This window comes from Sandaracinaceae bacterium, assembly GCA_016706685.1.
Lineage (GTDB): Bacteria > Myxococcota_A > Polyangia > Polyangiales > Houyiibacteriaceae > JADJJE01.
The window spans coordinates 20,215-43,726 of the sequence record JADJJE010000056.1 but is presented as its reverse complement, the minus strand read 5'-3'; the positions used below and the strand labels follow the sequence as shown (position 1 = coordinate 43,726).

Annotated in this window: 27 protein-coding genes and 1 pseudogene; 15 read left to right on the top strand and 13 right to left on the bottom strand. The window is 70.3% G+C overall.

The genetic code is table 11. From position 1 onward, the window contains the following. Nucleotides 1-171: 171 nt before the first annotated feature. Nucleotides 172-1,203: a GGDEF domain-containing protein gene (locus tag IPI43_32800; GenBank protein MBK7778840.1), complete on the top strand. Its 1,032-nt coding sequence runs from the start codon at nucleotides 172-174 to the stop codon at nucleotides 1,201-1,203. Here the strand turns inward: IPI43_32800 and IPI43_32795 are convergent. Then, the gene (locus IPI43_32795; GenBank protein MBK7778839.1) at nucleotides 1,187-1,522 is read right to left on the bottom strand and encodes an antibiotic biosynthesis monooxygenase; all 336 of its coding nucleotides are present in this window, start codon (nucleotides 1,520-1,522) and stop codon (nucleotides 1,187-1,189) included. The genes IPI43_32800 and IPI43_32795 overlap by 17 nt on opposite strands. An 87-nt stretch (nucleotides 1,523-1,609) precedes the next feature. Here IPI43_32795 and IPI43_32790 point away from each other — a divergent pair, with 87 nt between their 5' ends. Beyond that, a complete protein-coding gene (locus IPI43_32790; GenBank protein ID MBK7778838.1) occupies nucleotides 1,610-2,062 on the top strand; it encodes a DUF1801 domain-containing protein in 453 nt (150 codons plus the stop codon). A gap of 9 nt (nucleotides 2,063-2,071) precedes the next feature. Continuing rightward, nucleotides 2,072-2,548, top strand: a complete 477-nt coding sequence (locus IPI43_32785; protein ID MBK7778837.1) for a nitroreductase family deazaflavin-dependent oxidoreductase — start codon at nucleotides 2,072-2,074, stop codon at nucleotides 2,546-2,548. A 6-nt stretch (nucleotides 2,549-2,554) separates the two neighbouring features. Here IPI43_32785 and IPI43_32780 read toward each other — a convergent pair whose 3' ends face one another. Further along, the gene (locus tag IPI43_32780) at nucleotides 2,555-4,126 is read right to left on the bottom strand and encodes a response regulator (protein ID MBK7778836.1); all 1,572 of its coding nucleotides are present in this window, start codon (nucleotides 4,124-4,126) and stop codon (nucleotides 2,555-2,557) included. Between the two features lie 84 nt (nucleotides 4,127-4,210). On the opposite strand from IPI43_32780, the gene IPI43_32775 reads away from it, so the two are divergent. Next, complete coding sequence (locus tag IPI43_32775) at nucleotides 4,211-4,852, top strand: exonuclease domain-containing protein (GenBank protein MBK7778835.1); 642 nt, start codon at nucleotides 4,211-4,213, stop codon at nucleotides 4,850-4,852. Between the two features lie 33 nt (nucleotides 4,853-4,885). Here IPI43_32775 and IPI43_32770 read toward each other — a convergent pair whose 3' ends face one another. Continuing rightward, nucleotides 4,886-5,422: a hypothetical protein gene (locus IPI43_32770; GenBank protein ID MBK7778834.1), complete on the bottom strand. Its 537-nt coding sequence runs from the start codon at nucleotides 5,420-5,422 to the stop codon at nucleotides 4,886-4,888. A 139-nt stretch (nucleotides 5,423-5,561) separates the two neighbouring features. Here IPI43_32770 and IPI43_32765 point away from each other — a divergent pair, with 139 nt between their 5' ends. After that, nucleotides 5,562-6,851, top strand: coding sequence for an EAL domain-containing protein (locus IPI43_32765; GenBank protein ID MBK7778833.1), 1,290 nt, complete (start codon nucleotides 5,562-5,564; stop codon nucleotides 6,849-6,851). Nucleotides 6,852-6,855: 4 nt separating this feature from the next. Here the strand turns inward: IPI43_32765 and IPI43_32760 are convergent, their stop codons facing one another. Genes IPI43_32760 through IPI43_32750 form a run of 3 tightly spaced genes read right to left on the bottom strand, consistent with a single transcriptional unit; the run spans nucleotide 6,856 to nucleotide 8,170 of the window. Next, nucleotides 6,856-7,131, bottom strand: a complete 276-nt coding sequence (locus IPI43_32760; protein ID MBK7778832.1) for a DUF1971 domain-containing protein — start codon at nucleotides 7,129-7,131, stop codon at nucleotides 6,856-6,858. After that, a complete protein-coding gene (locus IPI43_32755) occupies nucleotides 7,128-7,967 on the bottom strand; it encodes an NUDIX hydrolase (protein ID MBK7778831.1) in 840 nt (279 codons plus the stop codon). The genes IPI43_32760 and IPI43_32755 overlap by 4 nt, the downstream gene beginning before the upstream one ends. Continuing rightward, nucleotides 7,964-8,170 (bottom strand): helix-turn-helix transcriptional regulator, encoded by a 207-nt coding sequence (locus IPI43_32750; protein MBK7778830.1) that lies wholly within the window; start codon nucleotides 8,168-8,170, stop codon nucleotides 7,964-7,966. The genes IPI43_32755 and IPI43_32750 overlap by 4 nt, the downstream gene beginning before the upstream one ends. 850 nt (nucleotides 8,171-9,020) lie before the next feature. On the opposite strand from IPI43_32750, the gene IPI43_32745 reads away from it, so the two are divergent. From IPI43_32745 to IPI43_32730, 4 genes are all read left to right on the top strand, one after another. Beyond that, nucleotides 9,021-9,962: a ribose-phosphate pyrophosphokinase gene (locus tag IPI43_32745; protein ID MBK7778829.1), complete on the top strand. Its 942-nt coding sequence runs from the start codon at nucleotides 9,021-9,023 to the stop codon at nucleotides 9,960-9,962. A gap of 74 nt (nucleotides 9,963-10,036) precedes the next feature. Beyond that, complete coding sequence (locus IPI43_32740) at nucleotides 10,037-10,663, top strand: 50S ribosomal protein L25 (GenBank protein ID MBK7778828.1); 627 nt, start codon at nucleotides 10,037-10,039, stop codon at nucleotides 10,661-10,663. Nucleotides 10,664-10,779: 116 nt separating this feature from the next. After that, on the top strand, nucleotides 10,780-11,337 hold the full coding sequence (locus tag IPI43_32735) for an aminoacyl-tRNA hydrolase (protein MBK7778827.1): 558 nt from the start codon (nucleotides 10,780-10,782) through the stop codon (nucleotides 11,335-11,337). A 3-nt stretch (nucleotides 11,338-11,340) separates the two neighbouring features. Beyond that, nucleotides 11,341-12,369: a penicillin-insensitive murein endopeptidase gene (locus IPI43_32730; GenBank protein MBK7778826.1), complete on the top strand. Its 1,029-nt coding sequence runs from the start codon at nucleotides 11,341-11,343 to the stop codon at nucleotides 12,367-12,369. Nucleotides 12,370-12,372: 3 nt separating this feature from the next. Here the strand turns inward: IPI43_32730 and IPI43_32725 are convergent, their stop codons facing one another. The 5 genes from IPI43_32725 to IPI43_32705 all read right to left on the bottom strand — a co-directional run bounded on the left by IPI43_32725 (nucleotide 12,373) and on the right by IPI43_32705 (nucleotide 15,813). Continuing rightward, nucleotides 12,373-13,044 (bottom strand): bifunctional phosphoribosyl-AMP cyclohydrolase/phosphoribosyl-ATP diphosphatase HisIE, encoded by a 672-nt coding sequence (locus IPI43_32725; GenBank protein ID MBK7778825.1) that lies wholly within the window; start codon nucleotides 13,042-13,044, stop codon nucleotides 12,373-12,375. Nucleotides 13,045-13,168: 124 nt separating this feature from the next. Beyond that, complete coding sequence (locus IPI43_32720) at nucleotides 13,169-13,759, bottom strand: hypothetical protein (protein MBK7778824.1); 591 nt, start codon at nucleotides 13,757-13,759, stop codon at nucleotides 13,169-13,171. A 112-nt stretch (nucleotides 13,760-13,871) separates the two neighbouring features. Next, on the bottom strand, nucleotides 13,872-14,846 hold the full coding sequence (locus tag IPI43_32715; GenBank protein MBK7778823.1) for a hypothetical protein: 975 nt from the start codon (nucleotides 14,844-14,846) through the stop codon (nucleotides 13,872-13,874). Then, nucleotides 14,843-15,106 carry a hypothetical protein gene (locus tag IPI43_32710; protein ID MBK7778822.1) on the bottom strand — a complete coding sequence of 88 codons (264 nt, stop codon included), beginning with the start codon at nucleotides 15,104-15,106 and terminating at the stop codon, nucleotides 14,843-14,845. Before IPI43_32710 ends, IPI43_32715 begins: the two co-directional genes overlap by 4 nt. Next, the gene (locus IPI43_32705) at nucleotides 15,103-15,813 is read right to left on the bottom strand and encodes a hypothetical protein (protein ID MBK7778821.1); all 711 of its coding nucleotides are present in this window, start codon (nucleotides 15,811-15,813) and stop codon (nucleotides 15,103-15,105) included. Before IPI43_32705 ends, IPI43_32710 begins: the two co-directional genes overlap by 4 nt. Before the next feature lie 393 nt (nucleotides 15,814-16,206). Between IPI43_32705 and IPI43_32700 the strand changes: the two genes are divergently transcribed. Genes IPI43_32700 through IPI43_32690 form a run of 3 tightly spaced genes read left to right on the top strand, consistent with a single transcriptional unit; the run spans nucleotide 16,207 to nucleotide 17,449 of the window. After that, complete coding sequence (locus tag IPI43_32700) at nucleotides 16,207-16,551, top strand: hypothetical protein (protein MBK7778820.1); 345 nt, start codon at nucleotides 16,207-16,209, stop codon at nucleotides 16,549-16,551. 10 nt (nucleotides 16,552-16,561) lie between these two features. Then, the gene (locus IPI43_32695; GenBank protein MBK7778819.1) at nucleotides 16,562-16,834 is read left to right on the top strand and encodes a hypothetical protein; all 273 of its coding nucleotides are present in this window, start codon (nucleotides 16,562-16,564) and stop codon (nucleotides 16,832-16,834) included. 45 nt (nucleotides 16,835-16,879) lie between these two features. Further along, on the top strand, nucleotides 16,880-17,449 hold the full coding sequence (locus tag IPI43_32690) for a hypothetical protein (protein MBK7778818.1): 570 nt from the start codon (nucleotides 16,880-16,882) through the stop codon (nucleotides 17,447-17,449). Here IPI43_32690 and IPI43_32685 read toward each other — a convergent pair. Together IPI43_32685 and IPI43_32680 are read right to left on the bottom strand one after the other, a co-directional pair. Further along, on the bottom strand, nucleotides 17,446-19,086 hold the full coding sequence (locus tag IPI43_32685; GenBank protein ID MBK7778817.1) for an alpha-D-glucose phosphate-specific phosphoglucomutase: 1,641 nt from the start codon (nucleotides 19,084-19,086) through the stop codon (nucleotides 17,446-17,448). The genes IPI43_32690 and IPI43_32685 overlap by 4 nt on opposite strands. A gap of 171 nt (nucleotides 19,087-19,257) precedes the next feature. Further along, a pseudogene (locus tag IPI43_32680) lies at nucleotides 19,258-20,554 on the bottom strand (replication-associated recombination protein A). Between the two features lie 244 nt (nucleotides 20,555-20,798). Here IPI43_32680 and IPI43_32675 point away from each other — a divergent pair. The 3 genes from IPI43_32675 (at nucleotide 20,799) to IPI43_32665 (ending at nucleotide 23,494) form a co-directional block, all read left to right on the top strand. Then, on the top strand, nucleotides 20,799-21,305 hold the full coding sequence (locus IPI43_32675) for a hypothetical protein (protein ID MBK7778816.1): 507 nt from the start codon (nucleotides 20,799-20,801) through the stop codon (nucleotides 21,303-21,305). Between the two features lie 151 nt (nucleotides 21,306-21,456). Further along, nucleotides 21,457-21,966: an EF-hand domain-containing protein gene (locus IPI43_32670; GenBank protein ID MBK7778815.1), complete on the top strand. Its 510-nt coding sequence runs from the start codon at nucleotides 21,457-21,459 to the stop codon at nucleotides 21,964-21,966. A 13-nt stretch (nucleotides 21,967-21,979) separates the two neighbouring features. Beyond that, nucleotides 21,980-23,494: a hypothetical protein gene (locus IPI43_32665; protein ID MBK7778814.1), complete on the top strand. Its 1,515-nt coding sequence runs from the start codon at nucleotides 21,980-21,982 to the stop codon at nucleotides 23,492-23,494. Nucleotides 23,495-23,512: the final 18 nt, after the last annotated feature.

The window sequence follows — 23,512 nt, the reverse complement described above, 5'->3', positions numbered from 1 at the left end:
ACCCGGGTTCTATTCGGTGCGCGCGGCCGCTGGCCGGTGCGCGGCGGTGGACCGTGGCGACGTCCTGGAACCTGCGTTCCCAACACGGTGTGCGCGCGGTACGTTGTGCTGCCTGTGACCCCGCCCGAGCGCCGCCGCCGAACTCCCTACGAGACACACGAGCTTCGCGGCTTGGCGATCACCGCCGTCACCCAGAGCTACTTGGTGGTGGTGGCAGGACTCGTGGCCCAGTTCTTCACGGAGCTGCTGCTGCGGCGTCAGCCAGGGTTCTCCGATGACACGGTGCACGACGCGGCCGTGCGGTACTTCGGTGGCGCAGCGGGAGCGCTGCTCGCCTATCTCGTCGGCCGCTCGGTGCCCGTCGCTCGCCGTCGGCCCTTCCTCGAGGCGAACGTCCTCATGATCATCGTCGTCGCGATCCTGGCGCGCGCGGGCCACCACGCCGGGGGCGCCGAAGGGCCGTACTCCGTGAGCTTCTGCACGGTGCTCTTCTGCTGGAGCCTGATCATGCCGGGCGGCGCGCGCTATGCCGCGTTCCCCATCCTGGGAGGCCTATTCACCTTCTACGCCGTGCTCTTCCTCTCGGGCGGGCGCGGCTTCTTCGATGTGCGCACCACTGCCTTCGCCATCTTCACGACCACATCGGCCGGCTTCTCGCTCTTGTACGCCGAGGTCCTCGAGCGCTGGCGCGAGCGGGTGAGCCTGGCCGTCACCACCGACCCGCTCACCCAGCTGCTGAGCCGCGCCTACGTGCTCGAGCGCCTGGCCACGCTGCTGGACCCCAAGCGTTCCCCCCGCGAGCCCGTGAGCGTGTTGATGGTGGACGTGGACCACTTCAAGCGTGTCAACGACACTCACGGTCACGCCGTGGGCGACGAGGTGCTGCGTGGGGTGGCCAGCGCGCTGGTCGCGGCTGCGCGCCGTGAGGATGCCTGTGGGCGCCTCGGGGGCGAGGAGTTCGTGTTGCTGCTGGATGGCTGCGCGGGCGCGACAGCGCTCGAGGTCAGCGAGCGCGTCCGTGCCGGGGTCGCGGCGCTGCGTTTCCAGGCAGGCGGTGAGCCGTTCGGGGTGACAGTCTCCATCGGCGTGACCACCGTCGCGGTGGACGCTGAGGTGGGCGTCGAAGCCGCGCTGCGCGCCGCGGACCGCGCGCTCTACGCCAGCAAGTCGGAGGGGCGCGATCGCGTCACCATGGCCAACTGACGGCGCGCTCGACCTTCGCCACGCGCAGCGTGTAGCCCGAGTACCAGTGGCTGCGCCCCCGTTCGCGCGCGGCGGTGTGCTCGACCTCCGCCTTCCAGGCCAGGATGGACGCCTCGTCCCGCCAGTAGGACACCGTGATGCCGAAGCCCGCGGCGTCCCGCGTGGACTCCATGCCTAGGTATCCTTCGCGCGCCGAGGCCAACTCCACCATGCGAGCGGCCGTGCGCGCGTAGTCGCTCGGGTCATCGGTGGGGCGCAGCTGGGCCGCGAAGACCACGGCATAGTAGGGAGGCTCGGGGAGGGGCGCGAAGCGGCTCATGCGCGCAGCGTGATCGCGCCGTGCGGCTACCGTCAACTCACACCTCGCGCTTGACGATGTGCCCGGGTCCAGTGTCGGATCCCGAGCATGCGCTCCGACGCTGCCACCCCCCTCGCGTACTTGGCCAGCCTCCCCGACGACCGCCGTGCGGTGGTGACCAAGCTGCGCAACACCGTGCTGAAGAGCCTCCCCAAGGGGTTCGAAGAGCGGATGGACTACGGCATGCTCGCCTACGTCGTGCCCCACGAGCGCTATCCGGCGGGCTACCACAGCGACCCCTCGAAGCCGCTCCCCTTCATCAACATCGCGTCGCAGAAAAACTACGTCTCGCTCTACCACATGGGGCTCTACGACGGTCCGCTGCTGGACTGGTTCCGCGCCGCGTGGGCAGAGACCACCAAGCGGAAGCTCGACATGGGGAAGTGCTGTGTCCGGCTCAAGCGCCTCGATGACGTCCCCTACGAGCTCATCGGCCAGCTGGCGGAGCGCGTGACGGTGGCGAAATGGATCGAGACCTACGAGGCGAGCGTTCGCAGGTAGAGTGCGTCCATGAGCGACTCCCATCGTCCGGCGCGACGGCGCTGGTTCATCCCCTGGGTGCCGAAGCCCGACACCATGAAGCGCATCGGCAAGCTGCACATCCAGCTCTTCCGACGCACGCGCGGTCTGGTGGGAGGCCGGGTCGACGGCCTCGACATCTTCTTGCTGACCACCAGGGGTCGCAAGACTGGGCTCGAGCGCACCGTCGCCATCCCGTACTTCCGGCGCGAGGGGAAGGTGCTCACCATCGCCAGCTACGGCGGCAACACGGTGAACCCCGCGTGGTACGTGAACCTGCGCGCCAACCCGGACGTGAGCTACGAGCTCGGCGGCCGCGTGTACCGCGGCGTCGCGCGCACGGCTATGGGCGACGAGCGCCAGCGCCTCTGGGACTCGGTGGCGGACGAACATCCACGCTTCAACCGCTACCTCGCGTGGTGTGGCGACCGCCAGATCCCGGTCGTGGTCATCGACCCGGCGCCCTAGCAGCCGCTAGTTCCGCAGGCGCAGCAGCTCGCCGACCAGCGCGTTCAGCAGGAACGGCTTCTGCATGAACACGGTGCGGCTCGGGGCGTCGTGCACGGCGTCGGCGGCGTCGGCGTCGAGCCCGCTCATCATCACGATGGGCAGCTGCGGGGCGTGCTCGCGCAGCCGGCGCACCAGGTCGTTGCCCGTCATGCCGGGCATGATCACGTCGATGACCGCGGCCGAGTAGCTGGCTGCGTTGGTGGCGATGTGCGCGGCGGCCACGGTGGACGAGGCGTATGCCACCACCTCGAAGCCCGCGTTCGTGAGCGCCTCGCGCACCACGCTGCGGACCATGTCTTCGTCGTCCACCAGGAGCACCCGACCAGCTCGCGGCGCGCTCCCTCGCGTCTCGTCGCTGGCGCTTGCCGGAGGGATGCTGGGGGGGCTCGCGGTGGCGCTGACGTCGGCCGGTAACGTGACCCGGAAGGTAGTGCCCTCGCCGCGCACGCTCCGCACATCCAGGCTGCCGCCGTGGCCGCGCACGATGCCCATCACTGCCGACAGGCCCAGGCCGCGACCGGTCTGCTTCGTGGAGAAGAAGGGCTCGAAGATGCGCCGCTGCGTGGCCTCGTCCATGCCCTCGCCAGTGTCGCTCACCTCGAAGAACACGGAGTCTCCGTGCATGACGCCGCCATGCCGCTGCCCTGCGGCGAAGGGGCTGGACTCGGTGCGTCCCGACACCACGCGAATCTCACCGGGGTTTCCGGCGAGCGCGTCCGAGGCGTTGGTCAACAGGTTCATGACCACCTGCTGAATCTGCGCCGAGTCCACCGTCACCGGAGGCAGGTCTGCGGCCAGGTCGTACACCACGCCCGCGCGCTTCGACAGGCCCGACGCGATCAGGCTCGCCATGTCCAGGATGAGCGCGTTCAAGTCGGCCGGGCCCACGCGAAAGTGACCGCGGCCCGCATAGACCAGCATCTGGTGCGTGAGCTCGGCGGCCCGCAGCGCGGCGCGCTCTCCCTCGCGCACCAGCAGCTTGGCGCGCGACTCCGGCGCCACCTCGCGGGCCAGCAGGTTGAGGTTGCCCAGGATGGCGGCCAGCAGGTTGTTGAAGTCGTGCGCGATGCCGCCCGCCAGGAGGCCCAGGCTCTCCAGCTTCTGGGCGTGGCGCACCTGGTCTTCGAGGCGCTTGGCCTCGAGCTCCAGCTGCTTGCTCTCCGTGACGTCGATGGAGAGACCGGTCAGCCCGATGACGTTCCCGTCGGGGTCCACCCGCGGGAAGTAACGGTTTGACCACATGCGGCCGCCCACCGTCACGTCCTCCGCGTTGGCCTCGCCGCGCAGCGCCCGCGTGATCGCCTCGAGCGCCTCGGGCGCGTCGGCGTACACGTCGTAGACCGACAGCCCCACCAGCTGCCCCGGCACCAGGCCGAGGGACATCAGCCCCTGCCCCTCCGACAGGGTCACGATGCCCGCCGAGTCCACCGCCCAGAGCACGATGGGCATGGAGCCGATCACGGAGTGCAGCTGCGCCCTCACCTCGGCGAGCTCTGCGATCAGCTCGCCGCTTATGTTCAGTGAGTCCGGCGACATGACGTGGCGCGAAGATACACGTATCGCCTGCACGCGGGCACATGCGTGACGCAAATGACACAATGGGCGGCCGACCACGCCGCCATGACCCATCCGCTCGACTACTTGGTGGTCCTCGACTTCGAGGCCACCTGTGACGACACCAACCCACCGAGCCCGCAGGAGATCATCGAGTTCCCGTCGGTGCTGCTGTCCGCGCACACGCTCGACGTGGTGGCCGAGTTCGAGTCGTTCGTGCGGCCCACCCACCACCCGGTGCTCACGCCCTTCTGCACGGAGCTCACGGGCATTCACCAGGGTGACGTGGATGGCGCGCCCGCGTTCGTGGACGTGTTCGCCGCGCATCAGGCGTGGATGCTCGCGCACGGCCTGCCACGGGTCCCCACCCAGCAGGGCCTGCCCTACGCGTTCGTGACGTGTGGGGACTGGGACCTCAAGACCATGCTCCCGGCGCAGCTGCGCGCGGTCGGGCTCGATCCCCATGGCGTGCCCCTGGCCTATCGCCGCTGGATCAACATCAAGCACCCCTTTCGCGCCACCATGAAGGAGAAGCGCGGGCCCGCTGGCATGCCGCACATGCTCACCAAGCTGGGGCTCTCACTCGAGGGTCGTCACCATCGCGGCATCGACGACTGCCGCAACATCGCGCGCATCGCGAGGGCGCTGGTGGCCGCGGGCGCCACGCTGGGTCTCACCGCCGAGCTGCCTGCCGTGTCGCCGGCCTGACCGACCGCGAGGGCTTCTCCCCCCCAGTCGGAGTCAGACGCCGAGGCGCCGCCGCACAGTGGCTTCGACCGACGCGCTGTACTCGATCCAACGCTGCTGCATGGGCAGGTCGCTGGGCGAGAACTGGCGCAGCGTGGGGATCGTCCAGAAGCCACCCACGGGCGCTGGCGGTGTGACGGTCATCCCCGGCGGCAGGACCGTCGGCCCACCCGGCGGTCCCATCAGAAACCCCTCGGGCAGCACAGGCGGTGGAGCCGGTGGTAGGAGCCACACGATGACGCGCGAGCCGAGCGCGGGCACCGCTATGCTGCGCTCGTCCAGCTGCGCCAGCTGCCGCGCGGCGTCTTCCGGCGTGGCGCTGCGCACCGCGTAGAAGCGCTCCTGGCCCGCCTCGCGCGGAGCCTCGAAGCAGACCGTGACCTGCGCCGGCAGCGGGCCTCGCAGCGTCTGCTCCACGGCGAGCGTCACCACGCCGGGGTTCCGCCATGTGGGGCTGGCAGGTTCACAACTGAGGACGCGCACCACACCCCACAGCAGCGCCACATCGGTGAACGGATCGTAGGGAGGCATCAGGCCCATGGCTCAGCGTCGCACGAAGCGGCCGGAACGGTCACGTCGCGTCAATCGTTACCGCTCCGAAATCGGAACGAAACGGGTGCACTCTAGCCTCGACCGATAGGGTTCGAAGGCAGCCACCCCCAGGGCTCGAATGACCGACGAGAGCAGGAACGCAGACGACAGCGACGGCACCGATACGCCCCGAGAGCGTGCGGTGCGCGAGACCACTCCGCCGGTCTTGGTGAGCCGTGGTCAGCTGCGCACGGACTTCCAGCCCATCGTGTCCATGCGTACGGGCACCACGTGGGCCGTCGAGGCGCTCAGCCGCGCGAAGGACCTCAAGACCGGCGAGACGATCCCGCCGCTCTCGCTCTTCGCGGACGCCGAGCGCGTGGGGCTCTTGGCACCGTTCGACCGCTTCTGTCGGCGGCATGCCATCGAGGTCTTCGCCGAGAGCACCAAGCCGCACGACGTCATCCTCACGCTGAACTGGGACACGCGCACGCTCGGCGCGGTGGACGACGACCCGAAGCAGTTCCTGCGGACGGTGATGCGCAACCACATCGCCCCCGAGCGTGTGGTCATCGAGGTGCTGGAGGGGCGCGCCCCCAATCTGGACGCGCTGGTGCGCTTCGTGGAGGACCGCAAGGCCGAGGGCTTCCTCATCGCCGTGGACGACTACGGCACCGGGCACTCGAACCCGGAGCGCCTGGTGCGCATCGAGCCGGACATCCTCAAGATCGACCGCGCGCTGGTGCACGGCGCAGCCTCGTCCATCCCGCGCCGCGAGGCCTGCCGGTCCGTGGCGGAGCTGGCCCGCGCCATCGGGGCCGTGGTCATCGCCGAGGGCGTGGAGCGCGACCAAGACCTGGTCGAGCTGTCCATGATGGGCATCGACCTGTTCCAGGGCTTCCTGCTGGCCCGCCCCAACGCCGACATCTCGTTGGGCACCGCCGGCGCCGAGGTCGAGATCGCGTCGCGTCGTCCGCTGCTGCGTGCCCGCGCCGAGCTGGAGCTCGACCGGCGCCGCAAGCTGCGGCAGCGTCACGACCGCGTGGTGAACTCCGTGGTGGGCCGCCTGGTGCGCGCCTCGCTGGGCACCCTCGAACTCGCCGCCGCCGACACGCTGGACGCGGTCACGGGGCTAGAGGCCCTCTACGTCCTCGACGAGAGCGGCATCCAGCTGACGTCGACCTGGCTGCGCTTCGAGGGCCCCCGCAAGGCCAGCTTCCGTCCCGCCGTGGCCGGCACCGACCTGGCCCTGAAGGATTACTTCCTGGGCGTGGCCGACGGCAGCGTCACCTACACCACGCGCCCCTACGTGAGCATGGCCTCGGGCCGCATGGCCGTGACCTACAGCCGCCGCGTGGCCATCAGCGACGGCACCGTGGTCATCGTGTGCTGCGACATCCCGAACACGATCGACCTGCGGGTGGTGTAGGGCTTCAGCGCAGGAACTCCACGTAGAAGCGCACCGGGCCAGGGGCCTCCACCTCGTGCCGGACCGTGGGCTCCACCACGCCGTCCACGCCGGGCCGGAGCCAGGTCTCCTCCACGGCGGGGTCCAGGATCCGGTACAGCAGCTCGCCCTCCAGCACCACGATGCGCCCCCACGTGCCCGCCTTGGTGTCGTGGGCGCGGCGCAGCGCCGGGGGAATCGTGTCCTCCCGGAACTCGGGGGTGCGCTTGTAGGCCGCGACCTCCGGGGGCAGCGCCTTCACCCGGCGCGCCAGCGGCCGGCGTCCAGCGTGAGCCGCGTGGGGCCGGGCAGCGCCTGGGTGCTGACGCTGTGCGCCGGGTCGCCCGGGAAGCACAGGGTGAACCCGCCCTGCGTGGAGACCAGCTCCGGCTGGACCCGTGGGGTGGGCGTGGCCCGCGTGCTGGCCATGGCCTCGGCGGCGCTGTCGAACGCGGCGAGGGCGCTCAGCGTCATCCAGGTGGGCGGCAGCAGGTTGAGCTCGCCGGCGGCGTGCTGCGAGAGGGCGTCACGGGCGCCGATCCACAGCACGCTGTCGGTCTCTTCGCCGTCGGCCAGGCCCTCCTGATGCGCTGGCGCTTCGGTCAGGAAAAAGCGCGCGTCGAAGCGGCGGGTCTCCACCACGGGGGTGATCCACCGGCTGAACGGCTCCATGGCGTCGAGATCGAGCGGGGCGCCGAGGCCCTGCACGGCGGCCAGGAAGCCGCTCTCGGCCAGCTTCGCGCGGGCCGCCAGGCGAGCCGGCTCCACCTCGGGCGCGGCACCCGGGATCAAGCCCGACTCCTCGAAGGTCTCGCGGAACGCGGCCATGAACAGCCCGAGCGCGGTGGGCACGTCGATGTCCTCGCCGAGACGCCGGGGGGCGGCGGAGAGGTCCTCCGCCTGGATGAGGGCGTGCAGCGCCGGGTCGCGGTCCGGCGCGTCCACTTTGCCGCCCGGGAACAGGTGCATGCCGCCCAGGAACCCCACCTGTGCGTGGCGGCGCATGAGGAAGACCTCCACGCCAGCAGCCCCCGCCGCATCGCGCACCAGCACCACGGTGGACGCGTCGCGCGGGGTCTCTGGCGTGCCGCCGCTCACTCTTCGACCAACACGTGGCTGGTCGAGACGCCGATGGCCTGGGCGAGGCGCGCCAGGGTCTCGAGCGACGGCGTGTGCCGGCCGGCCTCCACGCGGGCGATGTTGGGGCGGTGAATGCCGGTTCGACGCGCCAGCTCGGCCTGCGTGAGCCCGGCTTCGAGCCGCAGAGCGCGCAGGCGAGCGCCGAGCCGTGCCCCGTCCATGGGGGTGTCATCCGTGAGAGCACCGCGCGGGCCCACCCGCCGGGCTTCGAGAGCCAGCGTGATCCCCGAGGCCAGGCCCAGCATGGCGCGCGTGGCGTTGTCCTCGAGGTCGATGGACTCCACGTCGCTGCCGTCGTCCTCCGGGGAGAGGGGGCGCTTGAGCAGCACGGACCCTCCGTCGCCCAGGATGGCGAGCACCTCGCCCTCTCGTGGGCTGATGGTCACGAATTCGAATTTGTTCTGGCGCAGGTCGTCGAGGCGGCGGGCCAGGCTCTGCGCCAGTCGCACGATGTCAGCGGTGCTGCGCGCCACGAGACCGCGGCACATCTCGTCGACCACGTCGTCGATGGGAGCCTCGCTCGCGGACGCATCCACACAGGTGACGGAGCGACACGCGAGCGCGAAGCCAACGGCCTCGAGCAGGCCGTCTTCGTCGAGGCCGGTGGAGGCCGCGTCGATGACGAGCGCGGGCTGTGACGAGGTGAGCGAGCCGAGCGCGTCCGGGGCCAGCGTGAGGACGCTCAACCCTGCGGCTTCGAGCGCTGCACGCCATGTATCGTGGAACGCGTTTCGGTCGGTGAGGAGCGTGACGGTGGCGGTCATGGGTTTCTACCCCGGGAAGCGGGACGGCGAGATCTACCGCAGGTGGCCTTCGCGCTCAACCCACGTTGCCCGGCGGGGGGTCCCGGGCGTCTCAGGCGGCGACCGTTACACAGGAACGAGGGACCGTCACGCATCAAAACCAGGGCAAAGCCGGGGAGGCGCGGTTGACATCGGGGAGCTCTGTTGCTACGCCCCGCGCCCCCGTCCTGCGAGCACAGATCACGTGAACACATTCAAGGAAGCCCCGATGTTCAAGTCCACCTGTGTGTTCTCGGGCAGCGCTCATCCAGAGCTGGCCAAGCAAATTGCCGGCTATTTGGAGCTTCCCCTCGGTCGCTGCCGCACCCCGCGCTTCTCCGACGGCGAGGTCTTCGCCGAGATCCAGGAGAACGTCCGCGGCGTGGACGTCTACGTGATCCAGCCCACGTGTGCCCCGGTGAACGAGCACCTGATGGAGCTGCTGGTCATGGCGGACGCCCTCAAGCGCGCCTCGGCCGGCTCCATCACCGCCGTGCTTCCTTATTATGGATACGCGCGTCAGGACCGGAAGGCGGCCCCGCGCACCCCCATCACGGCCAAGCTGGTGGCGGACTTGTTGAGCGCCTCGGGCATCAACCGCGTCGTGGCCATCGACCTGCACGCGGCGCAGATCCAGGGCTTCTTCGACGTCCCCTTCGATCACCTCTTCGCCATGCCCGTGTTCCTCGAGCACTTGCGCCCGCGCTTCACGGAACCGCCGGTCTACGTGTCCCCGGATGCGGGTGGTGTGGAGCGCACGCGCGCCTACGCCAAGCGCCTGGGGGCCGACCTGGCCATCATCGACAAGCGCCGCGAGCGCGCCGGTGTCAGCGAGGTCATGCACATCATCGGGGACGTGCGCGACCGCGACTGCGTCATCCTGGACGACATGATCGACACGGCCGGGACGCTCACCAACGCCGCCAAGGCCCTGTCCGACAAGGGCGCCAAGAAGGTGCTCGCGGCGGCCACCCACGCGGTGCTCTCGGGCCCGGCGGTGGAGCGCATCGCCGCGTCCTGCCTCGATGAAGTGATCGTCACCGACACCATCCCGCTCTCGGCCGCCGCCGTGGCCACCGGCAAGTTCCGGGTGCTGAGCGTGGCCCGTCTGCTTGGCGAGGCCATCAAGCGGATCCACCATAGCGACTCGGTCAGCTCGCTCTTCGTCTGAGCGGTCCCCCACTTTTGCCGCGCGCGGGTGCTCCGGCGCGGCCAAGAACCCACGAAATCAGGAGAATACCCAACATGGAAACGATGGCGCTGCAGGCTGAGGTCCGCACAGAGAGCGGAAAGGGGCCGGCTCGTCGTCTGCGTGCGAGCGGCAAGATCCCGGCGGTCGTATACGGCCCGGGCATCCAACCGACGCCGCTCACGGTGAACCCCACGGAGCTTCTCAAGGGTCTGCGCAGCAAGCGCGGCCGCAACGTCGCCTACGAGCTCACCTTCGACGGGAAGCAAACGCTCGTCATGGTGCGTGACCTCGAGGTCGACCCGGTCACCCGTGACTTGCTTCACGTGGACTTCCTGAGCGTGGCGCCCGACAAGGCCGTCAGCGTGACGGTCCCGCTCGCCACCACCGGCCGCGCCAAGGGCGTGGTCAAGGGCGGCCAGCTCAACGTGACCCTGCGCACCGTGCCGCTCCTGTCGCCCCCCAAGCTCGTCCCCGAGGAGATCTTGCTGGACGTCACCGGCCTGGACCTCGGCGACCTCATCGCCGTGAAGGACCTCGTGCTCCCCGAGGGCGTGAGCTCCACCCTCCCGGCCGACCGCACCCTGGTGTCCGTCACCGAGAACCGTCGCGCCATCGCGGCGGCCGAGGCTGCGGCAGCGGCTGCGGCGGCGGCCCCGGCGGCCAAGGGTAAGAAGAAGTGATCCGCTAGGGGGCTGGCCACCGGCTGGTCCCCTCGGCTCCCCATGGAGGGCGGCGACGTTCGCGCGGCGCCGCCCTTTCGCGTTCTCTCGGCCACGCGGCAAGCAGGAAGAGTCCCATGCACCTAGTCGTCGGGCTCGGGAACCCCGGGCCAAAGTACAGCGGAAACCGGCACAACGTGGGCTTCATGGTCGTGGACCGGCTGGCGTCGCGCTGGTCGGCGGCGGCGTTCCGCGACAAGTTTCGGGCCGCCACCACCAAGGCCCAGCTCGGGGCCGACGAGGTGGTGCTGCTCAAGCCGCAGACGTTCATGAACCTGAGCGGCGAGTCCGTGCAGCCGGCCATGGCGTTCTACAAGGTGCCACTCCCGCAGGTGCTGTGCGTGCACGACGAGCTGGACCTCGAGTTCGGGGTGCTGCGCATCAAGACCGGCGGTGGGACGGCAGGGCACAACGGGCTCAAGTCCATGGTCCAGCACTGCGGGGGCAACGACTTCCTGCGGCTGCGAGTGGGCATTGGGCGTCCGCAGGGGCGCACCGAGTCCCACGTGCTGAGTGACTTCGGTGCCAGCGAACGCGCCGAGCTGGGTGACCTGCTGGACAAGGCCTGCGACATGGTCGAGGCCTGCCTCACCGACGGTGCCACGGTGGCCATGAACCGCTATCACGGGGGCTGAACCATGACGGTCGACCGCAACGTAGTGCGCCTCGCGGCGCTCGGGGCCTTCTGCCTGGCCGTCGCCGTGGCGTGCGGGGCCGAGCCCGAGGGGCCCACCACGGAAGCCACCACCGAGGACACCCACCCGAGCGGTGGCGCGCCGGGCGCTTCGGGGGACACCCACTCAGCGACTGGTGCCTCGGAGGACGCCCATGCCAGCCCCGAGGACGGAGGCGCGGCTGCTCAGGCCGGGGCCCCAGCCGGGGGAACCCCGACGGTCGGCACCCTGGTCCCCACGGGCGAGGCCCTGGCCTGGGACTCGGAGATCGACTGCCGCATGCCGCCCATGCCCATCGCGCGGCCGGCCGCCTGCGCGGCGGGGGCGGTGTACCCCGAGTGCAAGTGGGCCATGCCGGACACCCACGAGGTGGGCGGGCTCTACACGCGCTGGCGCAACACCATCGACGAACACACCTGGGGGCGGCCGGCGCTGGTGGGCGTGATGCTGGCCACGGCCCACGCGTTCCGCGCGCGCTTCCCGAACCAGGAGCTGCTGGTCGGCGACCTGGACGCGCCCGGGCCGCGCCACGTCACGCACAAGACCGGCGTGGACGTGGACCTCTACCTGCCCAACACCCTGCTGGTGGAGAACCTCGGGGCGCGGCGCTATCGGCCCAACTACCGGACCATGTCCAACGTGAACATCGAGCACGCGCGGCACCGGGTGGAGGCGCTGGCCCGCATCCTTGCCGTGTGCACCGAGGGACGCGTGCGCATCTACTACAACGACATCACGGTGCGCGACCGCTTTCACGCCTGGTTCGACGCGCGCGGCCTGGTGACCCCGTTCGGGCGGCCCATGCAGCGCCACAACCCGCTGCACGACTTCCACTTCCACGTGTCCATCGGCGAGGACACGCCGGTGCCGCCGCTGCTGGCCCCTTTCACGGGCGAGCACCCCATCCGGGAAATCGACGCGCCCCCAGTCATCGAAGGGGTGACCGTGTTCGCGCCGCGCGAAGAGCCCGCGCCGGCGCCGCCTGCCCCCTGAGCGTCAGTTCTTGGGCGGGCGCGCGGCCTTCTCGGTGTGCCCCGACACGCCGAAGCGGGCGCCCAGCACGGCCTGCACGCGGCGCAGCGGGATGTTGCGGAACAGCAACCCCACCATCAGGTGGTACAGCACGTCGGCCGCCTCGCTGGCCACGTTCTCGTCGGGCTCCTGCGCGATGGCTACGCTGACTTCGTTGGCCTCTTCGCGGATCTTCTCGCCGATCTTGGCGGCGCCCTTGTCCAGCAGCGACTTGGTGTAGCTCTTGTCGGCCGTGGACGCGGCCCGCTGGGCGAGCGCCCCCTCGAGCGCCAGGAGCGTGGGGCGGCCGTGGTCGTGCGCGCTGTCGGCCACGCCCTCTGTCGTGACGTGGCGGAAGAAGCAGGTGTCTCGGCCCGTGTGGCAGCTGGGCCCGGCCGGCGACGCCAGGTACAGCACGGCGTCGCCATCGCAGTCGGCCCACACGTCGCTCACCGCGATGGTGTTGCCGCTGGTCTCGCCCTTCAGCCAGAGCTCGTTGCGCGAGCGGCTGAAGAAGTGCGCCTGGCCCGTGGCCAGCGTGGCCTCGAGGGCTTCGAGGTTGGCGTGGGCCAGCATGCGGATCTCACCGCTCTCGCGGTCCTGCACCACCACCGTCACGAGACCCGCCGCGTCCCACTTGAGCTCCGAGAGTTTCATACCGGGCTGTGGGTACGCGACGGGGCGCCTCTGGGCAAGCGCCGCGCGTGGGGCAGGCGCCGGGCACCCACCAGCACAGCCGGTGCCTCGGTGCCGTTGGTGTCCATGCCCCGCGTCGTGAGCCTCAGCCCCGGAGGATGGCGGCTTCGGCCTCGCGACGCGCGGTCTGGATGGCGTCCAGGTGCTGGAGCGCCCGGTCGCTCATGCGCTGCGCGTCCTGCTCGGCCTGGGCGGCGTCGTCGGCCACGTCGCCGTAGGCGTCGGCCGCGTGGCCAGCCACTTCGCCGCGGGTGGTGGCGCGCGCAGCGAAGTGGTCGAACACGGCGCTGGTCATCTTGCCCACGCCCACGCCGACCTCCACGCCGGCGCCGGAACCGCTCTCGGGCTGCGTGCCGGCACCCGGCGGCGTGTTCGCGGCGGCCGTCGCCACGGGCGCGCCCCCCGCGGGCGCGCCCGTGGCGCCCGTGCTTGGCGTCTCGCTCTGGCCGGACCGGGCGGCGCTGCCGATGCTCGCAGCCGTCTCCGCCGCGGTCTTCACCAGCGAGCCCACCAGTGCCAGCGTGGCGGACTTGCGCGCCTCCTTGATGCCGATGGCCTGTTGGTCACGACCCGCGTCGCGGGCGTCGTTGCGCAGCTCCCGCGAGCGGCGTGACTGGTCCTCCAGCTCGAGCACGATGCTCTCGATGCCGCCGTCGTTCTCGAGCGGCACGTGCATGGGGGGCGGGGGCGGGGGCGGCGTGCGACGCCATGGCGGGAGGGCGGGTGGTGTTCACGGAAGTCATGAGGTCTCCAATCTTCGGGGCGGTTGTGACGTGAGGGCGCGCCGGCTAGGCGCTGAGGTGCGCGACCATCGCGCTGGTGGTCTGCTGCTGGGTGGTGAGCCAGGTCTGCATGCGGGTGACCACGCGCTGGTAGTCGGTGTGTGCGTCACGCAGGACGGCGATGCCGTCTTCTTGCTGGTCGTGCGCCACGTCCAGCTCGAGGCCCGCTTCGTCGGCGTTCGCGCTGGCGCGGTCGGCCTGGTAGTTGAATGCGGCCGCGGTGGCATCGAGGCCCAGCTGGGCGCCGGCGCTCAGCGTGGTGGCCACCTTGGTCGCCGTGTCGATGACCTGCGTGGCCGTCCGCACGGCCTGGCTCGCGGTCCCGGCGGCTGACGCGGCGCCGCCCGCAGCGCCCGCGCCGAGCGACAGCGCGGTCCCGACGATCTTCACCGCGAAGCCCACCCACATGGCCTTGTCGGGGTCCACGCCGGCTTTCACCAGCAGCTTGGACACCGCATCGCCGGCCAGGATCAGGACGGCTCCGGCGATGGCCAGGCCCGCCGCGACACCGCCCGTGAACGCACCCGCCACGGCGCCTGCCACCGTGATGAGCCCCGCCACCAGCTTCTTCACCCAGCGGGGTGCCCGTCCCAGCAGGCCGTTCGCCCGACGCTGCGCACGCTCCGTGGCCTCCAGGGCCTCGCGCTGGCGTTCGAGCGCGTTGTCGGCGTTGGCTTCACCCGCCTCGGCCGACTGCGTGCCGCGCTCCACGCCCTCGGTGCGCAGCTGCTGCTGCGCCAACAAGATCGAGCCGAAGCTGTCGAGGATGGCGTTGAGCGTGTTCACCGCCGCCGCCACCTCGACGGTGCGCGCGGGCCCGGCGAAGGTGGGGAGCGTGGGTGGCGGCGGCACGACCAGCCCTTGCGCCGACGTCGGCTCGACGGGCGCGCTGGTGCGCGGCGCGACCGGAGTCACCTCTGCGGGGGCGGGCGGCGCCGCGGTGGGCGACATGGGGGTGGACGTGTGAACGGTCGAGCTCATTTGGCGATCTCCAGGGCGTAGTGGGTGTAGAGGTCAGCTTCCTTGGTGCGGCCGCCCGCACGCAGCGCGTCTGCGAGCCGCGTCCAGCGCGTGGGGTTCAGCGGGTCGAGGTGCGCCGCGACCGAGAGCGTCTCGATGGCCTCGGCGTGCTTCCCGGCAGCGAGCTCCTGCTCACCGAGGGCGAAGAGCGCGTCGCGCTGGGCCTGCGGCAGGTGCAGCAGGTCAGCCAGGTGCGCTACGGCGGCGAGCCCGGCGCTCATCGCATGTTCCCCACGATGGCGCGGTCGGTGTCGCCCATCATGGACAGCACCTTCGACACCAGCTGCAGGTGCTGCCCGCGCTGCTGCATGGCCTGCTGCATGGCGATCATGTTCAGCTCGTTGGCCGACGTGACCGTCTGCTGCTCTTGGCGGAGTGCGTCGATGGCGCTCTGCACGGACTCCTCGCGCAAGGCCACGCCCTCAGGCCAGTGGCTGCTGCTCATGTCGTCCGTGAGGTTGAGCTCCTTCTCGAGGCCGAACTCCACCACTGCCTCGGCGATGGTCATGATCCGGTCGTTCACCGTGATGGTGCCGTCACCCATCTTCAGGTCGCCGTCGCTCTCCTGCGACAGGCGCTGGTGGATCTGCTGGAGAACGCCCATGCGCTCGCTCAGCTCACGCGACTGGGCGAGGGCGGCCTCGATGCTGTTGCGCGACTCGAGCACCTTTTGGTCCTCCCGCTCCACCTGCGTCTGCAGCAGCACCATGAAGCCCTCGGGCGTGACGTTCAGCATCTCCATGGCTTGCTGGATGTACACGCGGGCCTGCGGAGGCGGCGCGCCGCTCAGCACCTCTGCGAACACCCGCGAGGCCTCCTCGGGCGTGGCGCCGGACTCCAGCGCGTCGAGCTGGGCGCTGCGGGCCGCGCGGCGGTGCGCTTGGTTGTCCTCGATGATGGCGAGGGCGTTTTGGGTTCCGGTACTCATCGTGGTCGTGGTCGTGGTCGAGGACATGGGCGTGGCTCCGTGTCAGGCCCGAAGGCCGTGGATGAAGGAAAGGGACGGGACGGATGTCGCGGCGTGGGCCGCGTGGGAGGCGTGGCTGGGGTTCGCCCGGAGTTCGCGCTCCACCGACGCCAGCAGGCGCTCGGCGCGCTCACGCGATTCACGGTGGGGATCGGCGACGGGCGGCAGCACCGCAGCGGCAGGCATGGAAGACGACATGGGACCTCTCGGGACGGGGCCGACGAGCTGTCGGCGCGTGTGCCCCTTCATCGGCCGCCGCCAGCGCGCCTTGCTCGTGTCGCGAAGAAAGTTCACCTCGCTCAGAGGAGGGTCGCCCCTTGGGCGTCGTCACCCCGCGTGCCACTCTAGAGACCCGTGCCCTCCTTCATCGCGCTCGAGGCAACCACCAAGCTGCCGCGGAACGAAGCCATCCCGCGTGTCCTCGCCGCCTTGGTGGCGGAGGGCGGCTTCGTCACGGGCACCGAATCGCTGGGCGGCATGGCGCTGGTCTTTCGCCTCGAGCTCACGCAGCGGGCGGTCATGGGTCTCGCGGAGCGGCTGTTCGCGGCGGGGGCGCGCTTGAGCGAAGCCAGTCGATCCCAGCTCGAGCGGGAGCGAACGGCCGGAGAGACCGACCGCGAGCTGGTGGGGTCGCTCCTGCTGCGCTTCTACGCCAGCGAGCCGGACCTGAAGCTCGACATCCCCAAGGTCCCAGGCTGACGCTGCGCTCATGGGCCGGCTGTTCACGCTGATGTTCGTCTGGGGCCCGGCCATGCTGGGCTTCGCGCTCGGCTGGCTGGTCGCCCACCCGCACGACTGGACGGGCCCCGCGGTGGTCGCACCGCTAGGAGCGCTGGTCACGCTGCTGAGCTACCGCGCTGGGTTAGCGCGCTACCGGCGGGCACACGCGGATCTGCAGCCCTACTACGTCGTCGGGATGAGCGCCGGCGCGCTCACGGGCGTCATGGTGTTCATCATGCTGGCGTTCGGAATCCTCGAGTGATCCGGGTCACGCCCCTCGGGTGTATTCCGTGTTGAGATGGCCGCCATGACGAAGGTCACACCGCTGTTCGCCCTGTGGTTGGGCGCCACGCTGAGCGGTTGCGTGCCCAACGGCTACGAAGCCAGCACCGTGGTCCTGCTGGTCACGCCACTCGCCGTCGCGGTGGGCTACGCGCTGGTCGCGGGCCTCGTGCGCCTCGCCCGGCGTGAGGTCCCCATCACGCTGGCAGCGCCGGCAGCGCTCGCGGGCACCTCGCTGGTGCTCGGGCTCGCCTCGCTCTACTTCGCCAGCGGCGAGGTCGACGTGGGCGAGTGGTTCCTCCCGGGCGTCGCCTTCTTCGGCGCGAGCTTCCTCACGGTGTTCCTCGTGGCGTTTCGCGTGGGTCAGCGCGTGGCCCCGCTGCGCTCCACCGACTTCGCGCTCGGCGTGACCACGCTTGCCCTGCTCAGCCCGCTGCCGCTCGGCTACTCGGGCGACGACGCGCTCTTCACCTGGGTGCTGGTGCTCTGGATCGTGCCTGGGATCTACGGCATCCCGCCCCTGGTGGTGCTGCTCGCGCTCGTCATCGAGGCCCTGCGTGAGCGTCGCCGCGCCGTCGCGCCTGCGCCGGGCTAGCTCGCTTCGAACGCGGCCTTCACGATGGCCTGTGCCTCTTCTTGGATGGCGCTCAGGTGCTCACGCCCGCGGAAGCTCTCCGCGTAGATCTTGTAGACGTCCTCGGTGCCGGAGGGCCGCGCCGCGAACCAGCCGTTCTCGGTGACCACCTTGAGCCCGCCGATCTCCGCGCCGTTACCCGGCGCACGCGTGAGCTTGGCCACGATGGGCTCGCCCGCCAGCGTCTCGGCGCGCACTTGCTCGGGAGAGAGCCGCCCGAGGATGGCGCGCTGCTCTCGGTTGGCCGGCGCGTCCAGGCGCTCGTAGAGCGGGGCTCCGTGCTGTTGCTCGAGCGCGCGGTAGTGCAGACCCGGGTCCTTGCCCGTCTTGGCGGTGATCTCCGCGGCCAGCAGATCCAGGATGATTCCGTCCTTGTCGGTGGTCCACACAGAGCCGTCCATGCGCAAGAACGAGGCGCCAGCGCTCTCCTCGCCGCCGAAGCCGAGCTCGCCGCTCACCAGCCCGTCCACGAACCACTTGAAGCCCACCGGCACCTCGTGGAGAGGCGCGCCCAGCGACGCGGCCACGCGGTCGATCATGGCGCTCGACACCAGCGTCTTGCCCACCTTCTTGCCCGCCCAGCCCGGGCGGTTCTGGAACAGGTAGTGGATGGCCACGGCCAGGTAGTGGTTGGGGTTCATGAGGCCCACGCTCCGCGTCACGATGCCGTGCCGGTCGTAGTCCGTGTCGTTGCCGAACGCGATGTCGTAGTCGTCCTTCAGCGCCACGAGGTTGGCCATGGCGTAGGGGGACGAGCAGTCCATGCGGATCTTGCCGTCCTTGTCCACGGCCATGAACGCGAAGGTGGGGTCCACGCGCGGGTTCACCACCGTGATGTCGAGCCCATAGCGCTCGGCCATGGGCGCCCAGTAGGCGATGCCTGCGCCGCCCATGGGGTCCACGCCGATGCGCAGCGCCGCCCTCGCGATGGCCTGCATGTCGATGATCTGCTCGAGGGACGCGAGATACGGCGTGACGTAGTCGTGGCGCGCGGTGGTCTCGGCCCGCAGCGCCTGAGCCAGGCTCACGCGGGGCACGCGCGAAACGCCGCTTCGCAACAGCTCGTTCGCGCGGTCTTCGATGGCGCGCGTGACGTCGCCCCCCGCGGGCCCACCGTTGGGCGGGTTGTACTTGAAGCCGCCGTCCTCGGGCGGGTTGTGCGAGGGGGTGACCACCACGCCGTCGGCCAGCCCGCTGCTGCGCCCGCGGTTGTGTTCCAAGATGGCGAACGAGATGGCGGGCGTGGGCGCATAGCCGTCGGCCGCGTCGATGCACACGAGCACGCCAGCGGCTGCGAACACCTCGAGCGCCGTGTGCAGCGCGGGCGTCGAGAGCGCGTGCGTGTCCATGCCCAGGTACAAAGGCCCGGTGACGCCGTCCGCCGCGCGCCGCTCCACGATGGCCGCCGAGATGGCGATGATGTGCGCCTCGTTGAACGAGCCTCGCAGCGCAGACCCACGGTGCCCCGAGGTGCCGAACGACACGCGCTCGGCCGGGTCGTCCATGTTGGGGCGACGCGTGTAGTACGCCGACACGAGGCGTGGCACGTCCACCAAGATGGACGCGGGCGCGGGCTTTCCAGCGAGAGGGTGGGCCATGACGTGCGCACTCTACACCGAAGACCGCGCGGCCTCCCGCCGACGGAATGGGCGAGCCCCGTCGCACCAAGGTGAAGGGGATCGACGGGGCTCTCGGTTCGCCGCACGGGAACCTGAGGGCAGCGTCTCACCGATCGTCGGCAGCCACAATCGGCCCCGAGTGAGGACGGCTCAGCCCTGACTCTCGTCGTCGCCCGTTCCGCCGCCACCACCCGCTGGCAGCTCCCCACGCAGGCGCGCCAGCCGGCTCGCGATGCGCGTCTCGAGGCCTTCAGCCCGCGGCCGGTAGTAGCGCTTTCCCACCAGCTCGTCGGGCAGGTACGACTCGCCGGCAGCGTGGCCGCCTTCGGCGTGCGGGTAGCGGTAGCCCTCGCCGTAGCCCCACTCCTTCATGGCGGCGGTGGGCGCGTTGCGCAGGCGCAGCGGCACGGGCAGGGCGCCGCGCTCGCGCACGTCGGCCTGGGCGCTGGTCCACGCCTCGTAGCTGGCGTTCGACTTGGGCGCGGACGCCAAGTAGGTGCAGCACTGGGCGATGGCGAACATGCCCTCGGGCGTGCCCAGGCGCGCGAAGGCCTGGTCGGCCGCCACGGCCAGCTCGAGCGCGGCGTGGGTCGGCGTTGCCGATGTCCTCGCTCGCGAAGATGAGCATGCGGCGCAGCACGAAGCGCGGGTCCTCGCCGGCCTCCAGCATGCGCATCAGCCAGTAGACCGCCGCGTCCGGGTCGTTGCCGCGCATGGACTTGATGAACGCGCTGACGACGTTGTAGTGCTCCTCGCCGCTCTTGTCGTAGAGCAGCGTCTTGCTCGAGAGCGCCTGCTGCACGTCGTCCACGCGCAGCTTGCTTCCGCTGGCGTGGGCGAGATCCGCGCACACCTCCAGCACCGACAGCGCCCGCCGGGCATCACCGTGGGCCTGCTCCGCGATGGCGTGCAGCGCGCCGTCTTCGGCTTCGAGGTTCAGCTCGCCGAGGCCCCGCCGCGAGTCGCGCAGCGCACGCCCCAGCAGCTGCTCGAGGTCGGACACGCCCAGCGGCTCCAAGCGGAACACGCGCGCGCGGCTGAGCAGCGCGGCGTTCACCGCGAAGCTGGGGTTCTCGGTGGTGGCCCCGATCAGCGTGACCGTGCCGTCCTCCACGTGCGGCAGGAGCGCGTCCTGCTGCCCCTTGTTGAAGCGGTGGATCTCGTCCACGAACAAGATGGTGCGCTTGCCGTACACGCGCGCTCGCTCACGTGCCGCACCCAGGATCTTGCGCAGGTCGGCCACGCCTCCCAGCACCGCGCTGAACGCCTCGAAGCTGGCCGACGTCTCGCGCGCGATGACCTCGGCCGTGGTGGTCTTGCCGGTGCCGGGCGGCCCCCAGAGGATCAGCGACGGAACCCGGTCCGCGCGGATCAGGCGCGCCAGCAGCTTGTCCGGCCCGAACAAATGCGGCTGACCGGCCAGCTCCGAGAAGCGCTCGGGCCGCATGCGGTCGGCCAGGGGGCCCTTCTTGGTGGCGCTGTGATCGAAGAGATCCACGTCGCCGGTGTAGCAGCGTGTGTGACGCTCTCCAACGGTGGGTTACGCAACACACGGGCGATCGCGACATCCGTGTCATGGGCGCCACACCGTGACGGCCCAGATCGTGAGCTTTTTGCACCACGCCGCACAAATCAGCGGGTGGCACGGGGGTTGCTGAAAGTTTTCGGTATCAACCCGCGTTGGAGGCTTCATGCACTCGCTCTTCGACCTGATCTACGACCATCAACGGCTGAGCGCGCGCGAGCGCAGCGGCGAGACCCTCGGGCTCACCGAGCAGGCGCTGCTCCTCGGTCTCGGTCAGCTGCTGCGCGGAGAGCGCGCGGAAACGCGCGGTGAGCTGGCGTCGCCGCAGGTGCGCGTGCCCGGCAACGTGCGCGTGGCGGTGTCCGGCGCCTTCCACGTGGCCCACGTGAAGCACGTGTCGGGCAGCGGCCTCGAGGCGCGCATGCGGGTCTCTCCCGCGGTGGGGGCCTCCGTGCTGGTGGAGGTGGAAGACCCCGTGGCCGACGTGCGCTACGCGTTCCCCGCGGTGGTCAGCGGCAGCACGCACGGCGTCACGCGGCTCACCTTCAACGGGGCGCCCACGCGCGGCAAGCTGGTGGAGGGCACGCGTCGCTGGCGCGCGGCCACGCTGCCCGTGCAGCACGCGCAGGTGGCGCAGGCGCCGCGCCCGTCCATCCCGGCGCCAGCGGCCTAATCCGCCCGGTTCCGCGGTATGTGTTGACGCGCCGGGCGCTCCTGACGTACTGGAAAATTGCGTAGCAGCGGTGGCTGACGCTTCCTCTCACAGCGTCAGATCAGGAGTCAGCCCCATGCTCACCAGTTTCCAAGTCCGGAAGTTCACTCGGATGTTCAACGCCCTCGACATCAACAGCGACGGCGCCCTCGACGCCGAGGACGTGGAGCTAGTGGTCGGCCGCCACGCCACCGAGAGCGCCGGGCGAGCGGAGCCCGCGCACCTCGCGACGCTCGAGGCGGCCTACCGCGCTTGGTACGGCGGCATCATCCAGATGGCGGACCACAACCAGGACGGCAAGGTCACGCTCGAGGAGTTCCTCGGCTTCCAAGAGAACCTCATGAAGGACGCCGCGCTCTACGAGCAGATCATCGGCGCCATCACGCAGATGACGTGCACCATCCTGGATCACGACGGCGACGGGAAGAACGACACCGACGACTACGTGCAGTTCTCCCGCGTGCTGCGCATCGGCGAGGAGGGCGCCACCGAGAGGTGGGCCGCGCTGTCCGCCCACCGCGACGGCCTGATGGGTGTGGAAGACATTCGCGCCGTGCTGCAGGACTTCTTCCAGGGCGCCGACGAGAGCTCACCCGCGACGAACTTCCTCGGCGCTCCCTGAGCAGCTGCCGCGCATGAGCCAGACGACCGAGATCGTCGCGCACGTCGTGTCTGGCGTGGTGCATTCGCTGCGCGTCAGCCTCTACCGCGAGTGGGGCGTGCCGTACCCTTGGCTGCGCAAGTCGCCCATGGTGCGGTTCAAGACCGACCGCGCGTGGCCGCAGCCGTCGCCCATCTCCGACAAGATGCCGCCGGCCGTGCTGCACGTGCCCGCGGAGGAGAAGCAGGAGTTCCTCGCGCAGATCGTGAGCCGCTTCCAGCGGCAGGTGACCTACTCGTGGCTGGCCGCCATCACCTACCTGAAGGGCACGCCGCACCTCGACTGCCCCGACGACGCCACTTTCACCCGTCACCTCACGCACTCGGTCTACTCTTACTTCCTGACGCGGGAGCTGGACGACGCGGACCTCCGACTGCTGGCCGCGCACGGCATCGACGCCCGCTCCGTGTGGAAGTCGGACCTCTCGCCCGTGAGCACGGTGGAGGCCTTCCCCGGTCTCCACTGCGCGGGTTCGGTCTGCTACTTCCGCGAGGTGTCGCCGGCAGAGTTCGAGGTGCTGGGCATCGCCATGGTGGACCGCGAGTTCCAGCCGGGTGAGCTCATCCTGCCCACGGATGGCAGCGCGTGGAAGCTCGCCAAGGTGCACGCGCTGCAGGGCGCCACGTACCTGTCGCTCTTCGTCACGCACCCGCGCTGCCACTTCCCGATGGACGCCATCATCGCGGTGACGCGCACGTGCCTGCCGGAGACGCATCGCGTGTGGAAGCTGCTCGACCCGCACATGTACCTGCAGGTGCCGCTCGACTACTCGGTGCTGCACATCAAGAACGGGCCCGGGTACAACGACCCGCGCCTGTACTACACCGCGTTCAGCGGTGGCGGGCGCTCGCAGTACCGGCTCTTCGAGTACTCGTTCGCGGGCATGGCCGGGCACGCGGCCTTCCCTCCCTATCACTTCGGCTTCCTGCTCGAGCGCGAACGCAACGCGTACCTCGAGTTCATGGCGGGCTACCACCAGGTCATCCTCGCCTTCGTGCGCGAGGTGCTGGCCGACATGGAGCTCGACGACGCCGTGCGCGAGTGGGCCAAGCAGTGCGCGCACTACTCGCGTGGCTTCGGGCCGGCCGACGGCGTGCTCGACAAGGAGCAGCTGGCGTTCCGCGTGGCCACCATCATGTGGAACTGCTCGGTGGTGCACAGCGCGGACCACTGGGAGTTCTACGGCATCCCCATGGAGCACAAGCCCACGCGCCTGCGCGTCCCGCCGCCGTTCGAGAAGCGCGGGCAGACGTTCGACGCGGCCGCCCTCACGCATGTGGAAGACCGCCTGCGCCAGTACATGTGGCACGAGCTCTACGTGCGGCCCTGGCCGCTGCGGAAGCTCACGGACGTGGACTACGGGTTCGAGGAGCCTGCGTTGCAGCAGGCCAACCGGGGCTTCGCGGATGCCTTGGCTGCGTACGACAAGAACCTCGCGGGGCATGGCTTCATCCCGCTCGCGGAGATTGCGACGAGCATCCAGTACTGAGGCCGGTGGGAGTGCGCC

Coding starts and splice junctions, on each gene's coding strand:
- IPI43_32715 (MBK7778823.1), bottom strand. CDS start 14,846: ATGAGCTCGACCGTTCACACGTCCACCCCCATGTCGCCCACCGCGGCG.
- IPI43_32705 (MBK7778821.1), bottom strand. CDS start 15,813: ATGAGTACCGGAACCCAAAACGCCCTCGCCATCATCGAGGACAACCAA.
- IPI43_32740 (MBK7778828.1), top strand. CDS start 10,037: ATGGAAACGATGGCGCTGCAGGCTGAGGTCCGCACAGAGAGCGGAAAG.
- IPI43_32670 (MBK7778815.1), top strand. CDS start 21,457: ATGTTCAACGCCCTCGACATCAACAGCGACGGCGCCCTCGACGCCGAG.
- IPI43_32785 (MBK7778837.1), top strand. CDS start 2,072: ATGAGCGACTCCCATCGTCCGGCGCGACGGCGCTGGTTCATCCCCTGG.
- IPI43_32690 (MBK7778818.1), top strand. CDS start 16,880: ATGACGAAGGTCACACCGCTGTTCGCCCTGTGGTTGGGCGCCACGCTG.
- IPI43_32735 (MBK7778827.1), top strand. CDS start 10,780: ATGCACCTAGTCGTCGGGCTCGGGAACCCCGGGCCAAAGTACAGCGGA.
- IPI43_32710 (MBK7778822.1), bottom strand. CDS start 15,106: ATGAGCGCCGGGCTCGCCGCCGTAGCGCACCTGGCTGACCTGCTGCAC.
- IPI43_32795 (MBK7778839.1), bottom strand. CDS start 1,522: ATGAGCCGCTTCGCGCCCCTCCCCGAGCCTCCCTACTATGCCGTGGTC.
- IPI43_32720 (MBK7778824.1), bottom strand. CDS start 13,759: ATGCACGTGCCGCTCGAGAACGACGGCGGCATCGAGAGCATCGTGCTC.
- IPI43_32790 (MBK7778838.1), top strand. CDS start 1,610: ATGCGCTCCGACGCTGCCACCCCCCTCGCGTACTTGGCCAGCCTCCCC.
- IPI43_32695 (MBK7778819.1), top strand. CDS start 16,562: ATGGGCCGGCTGTTCACGCTGATGTTCGTCTGGGGCCCGGCCATGCTG.
- IPI43_32725 (MBK7778825.1), bottom strand. CDS start 13,044: ATGAAACTCTCGGAGCTCAAGTGGGACGCGGCGGGTCTCGTGACGGTG.
- IPI43_32765 (MBK7778833.1), top strand. CDS start 5,562: ATGACCGACGAGAGCAGGAACGCAGACGACAGCGACGGCACCGATACG.
- IPI43_32750 (MBK7778830.1), bottom strand. CDS start 8,170: ATGGACGGGGCACGGCTCGGCGCTCGCCTGCGCGCTCTGCGGCTCGAA.
- IPI43_32745 (MBK7778829.1), top strand. CDS start 9,021: ATGTTCAAGTCCACCTGTGTGTTCTCGGGCAGCGCTCATCCAGAGCTG.
- IPI43_32675 (MBK7778816.1), top strand. CDS start 20,799: ATGCACTCGCTCTTCGACCTGATCTACGACCATCAACGGCTGAGCGCG.
- IPI43_32685 (MBK7778817.1), bottom strand. CDS start 19,086: ATGGCCCACCCTCTCGCTGGAAAGCCCGCGCCCGCGTCCATCTTGGTG.
- IPI43_32775 (MBK7778835.1), top strand. CDS start 4,211: ATGACCCATCCGCTCGACTACTTGGTGGTCCTCGACTTCGAGGCCACC.
- IPI43_32665 (MBK7778814.1), top strand. CDS start 21,980: ATGAGCCAGACGACCGAGATCGTCGCGCACGTCGTGTCTGGCGTGGTG.
- IPI43_32730 (MBK7778826.1), top strand. CDS start 11,341: ATGACGGTCGACCGCAACGTAGTGCGCCTCGCGGCGCTCGGGGCCTTC.
- IPI43_32770 (MBK7778834.1), bottom strand. CDS start 5,422: ATGCCTCCCTACGATCCGTTCACCGATGTGGCGCTGCTGTGGGGTGTG.
- IPI43_32780 (MBK7778836.1), bottom strand. CDS start 4,126: ATGTCGCCGGACTCACTGAACATAAGCGGCGAGCTGATCGCAGAGCTC.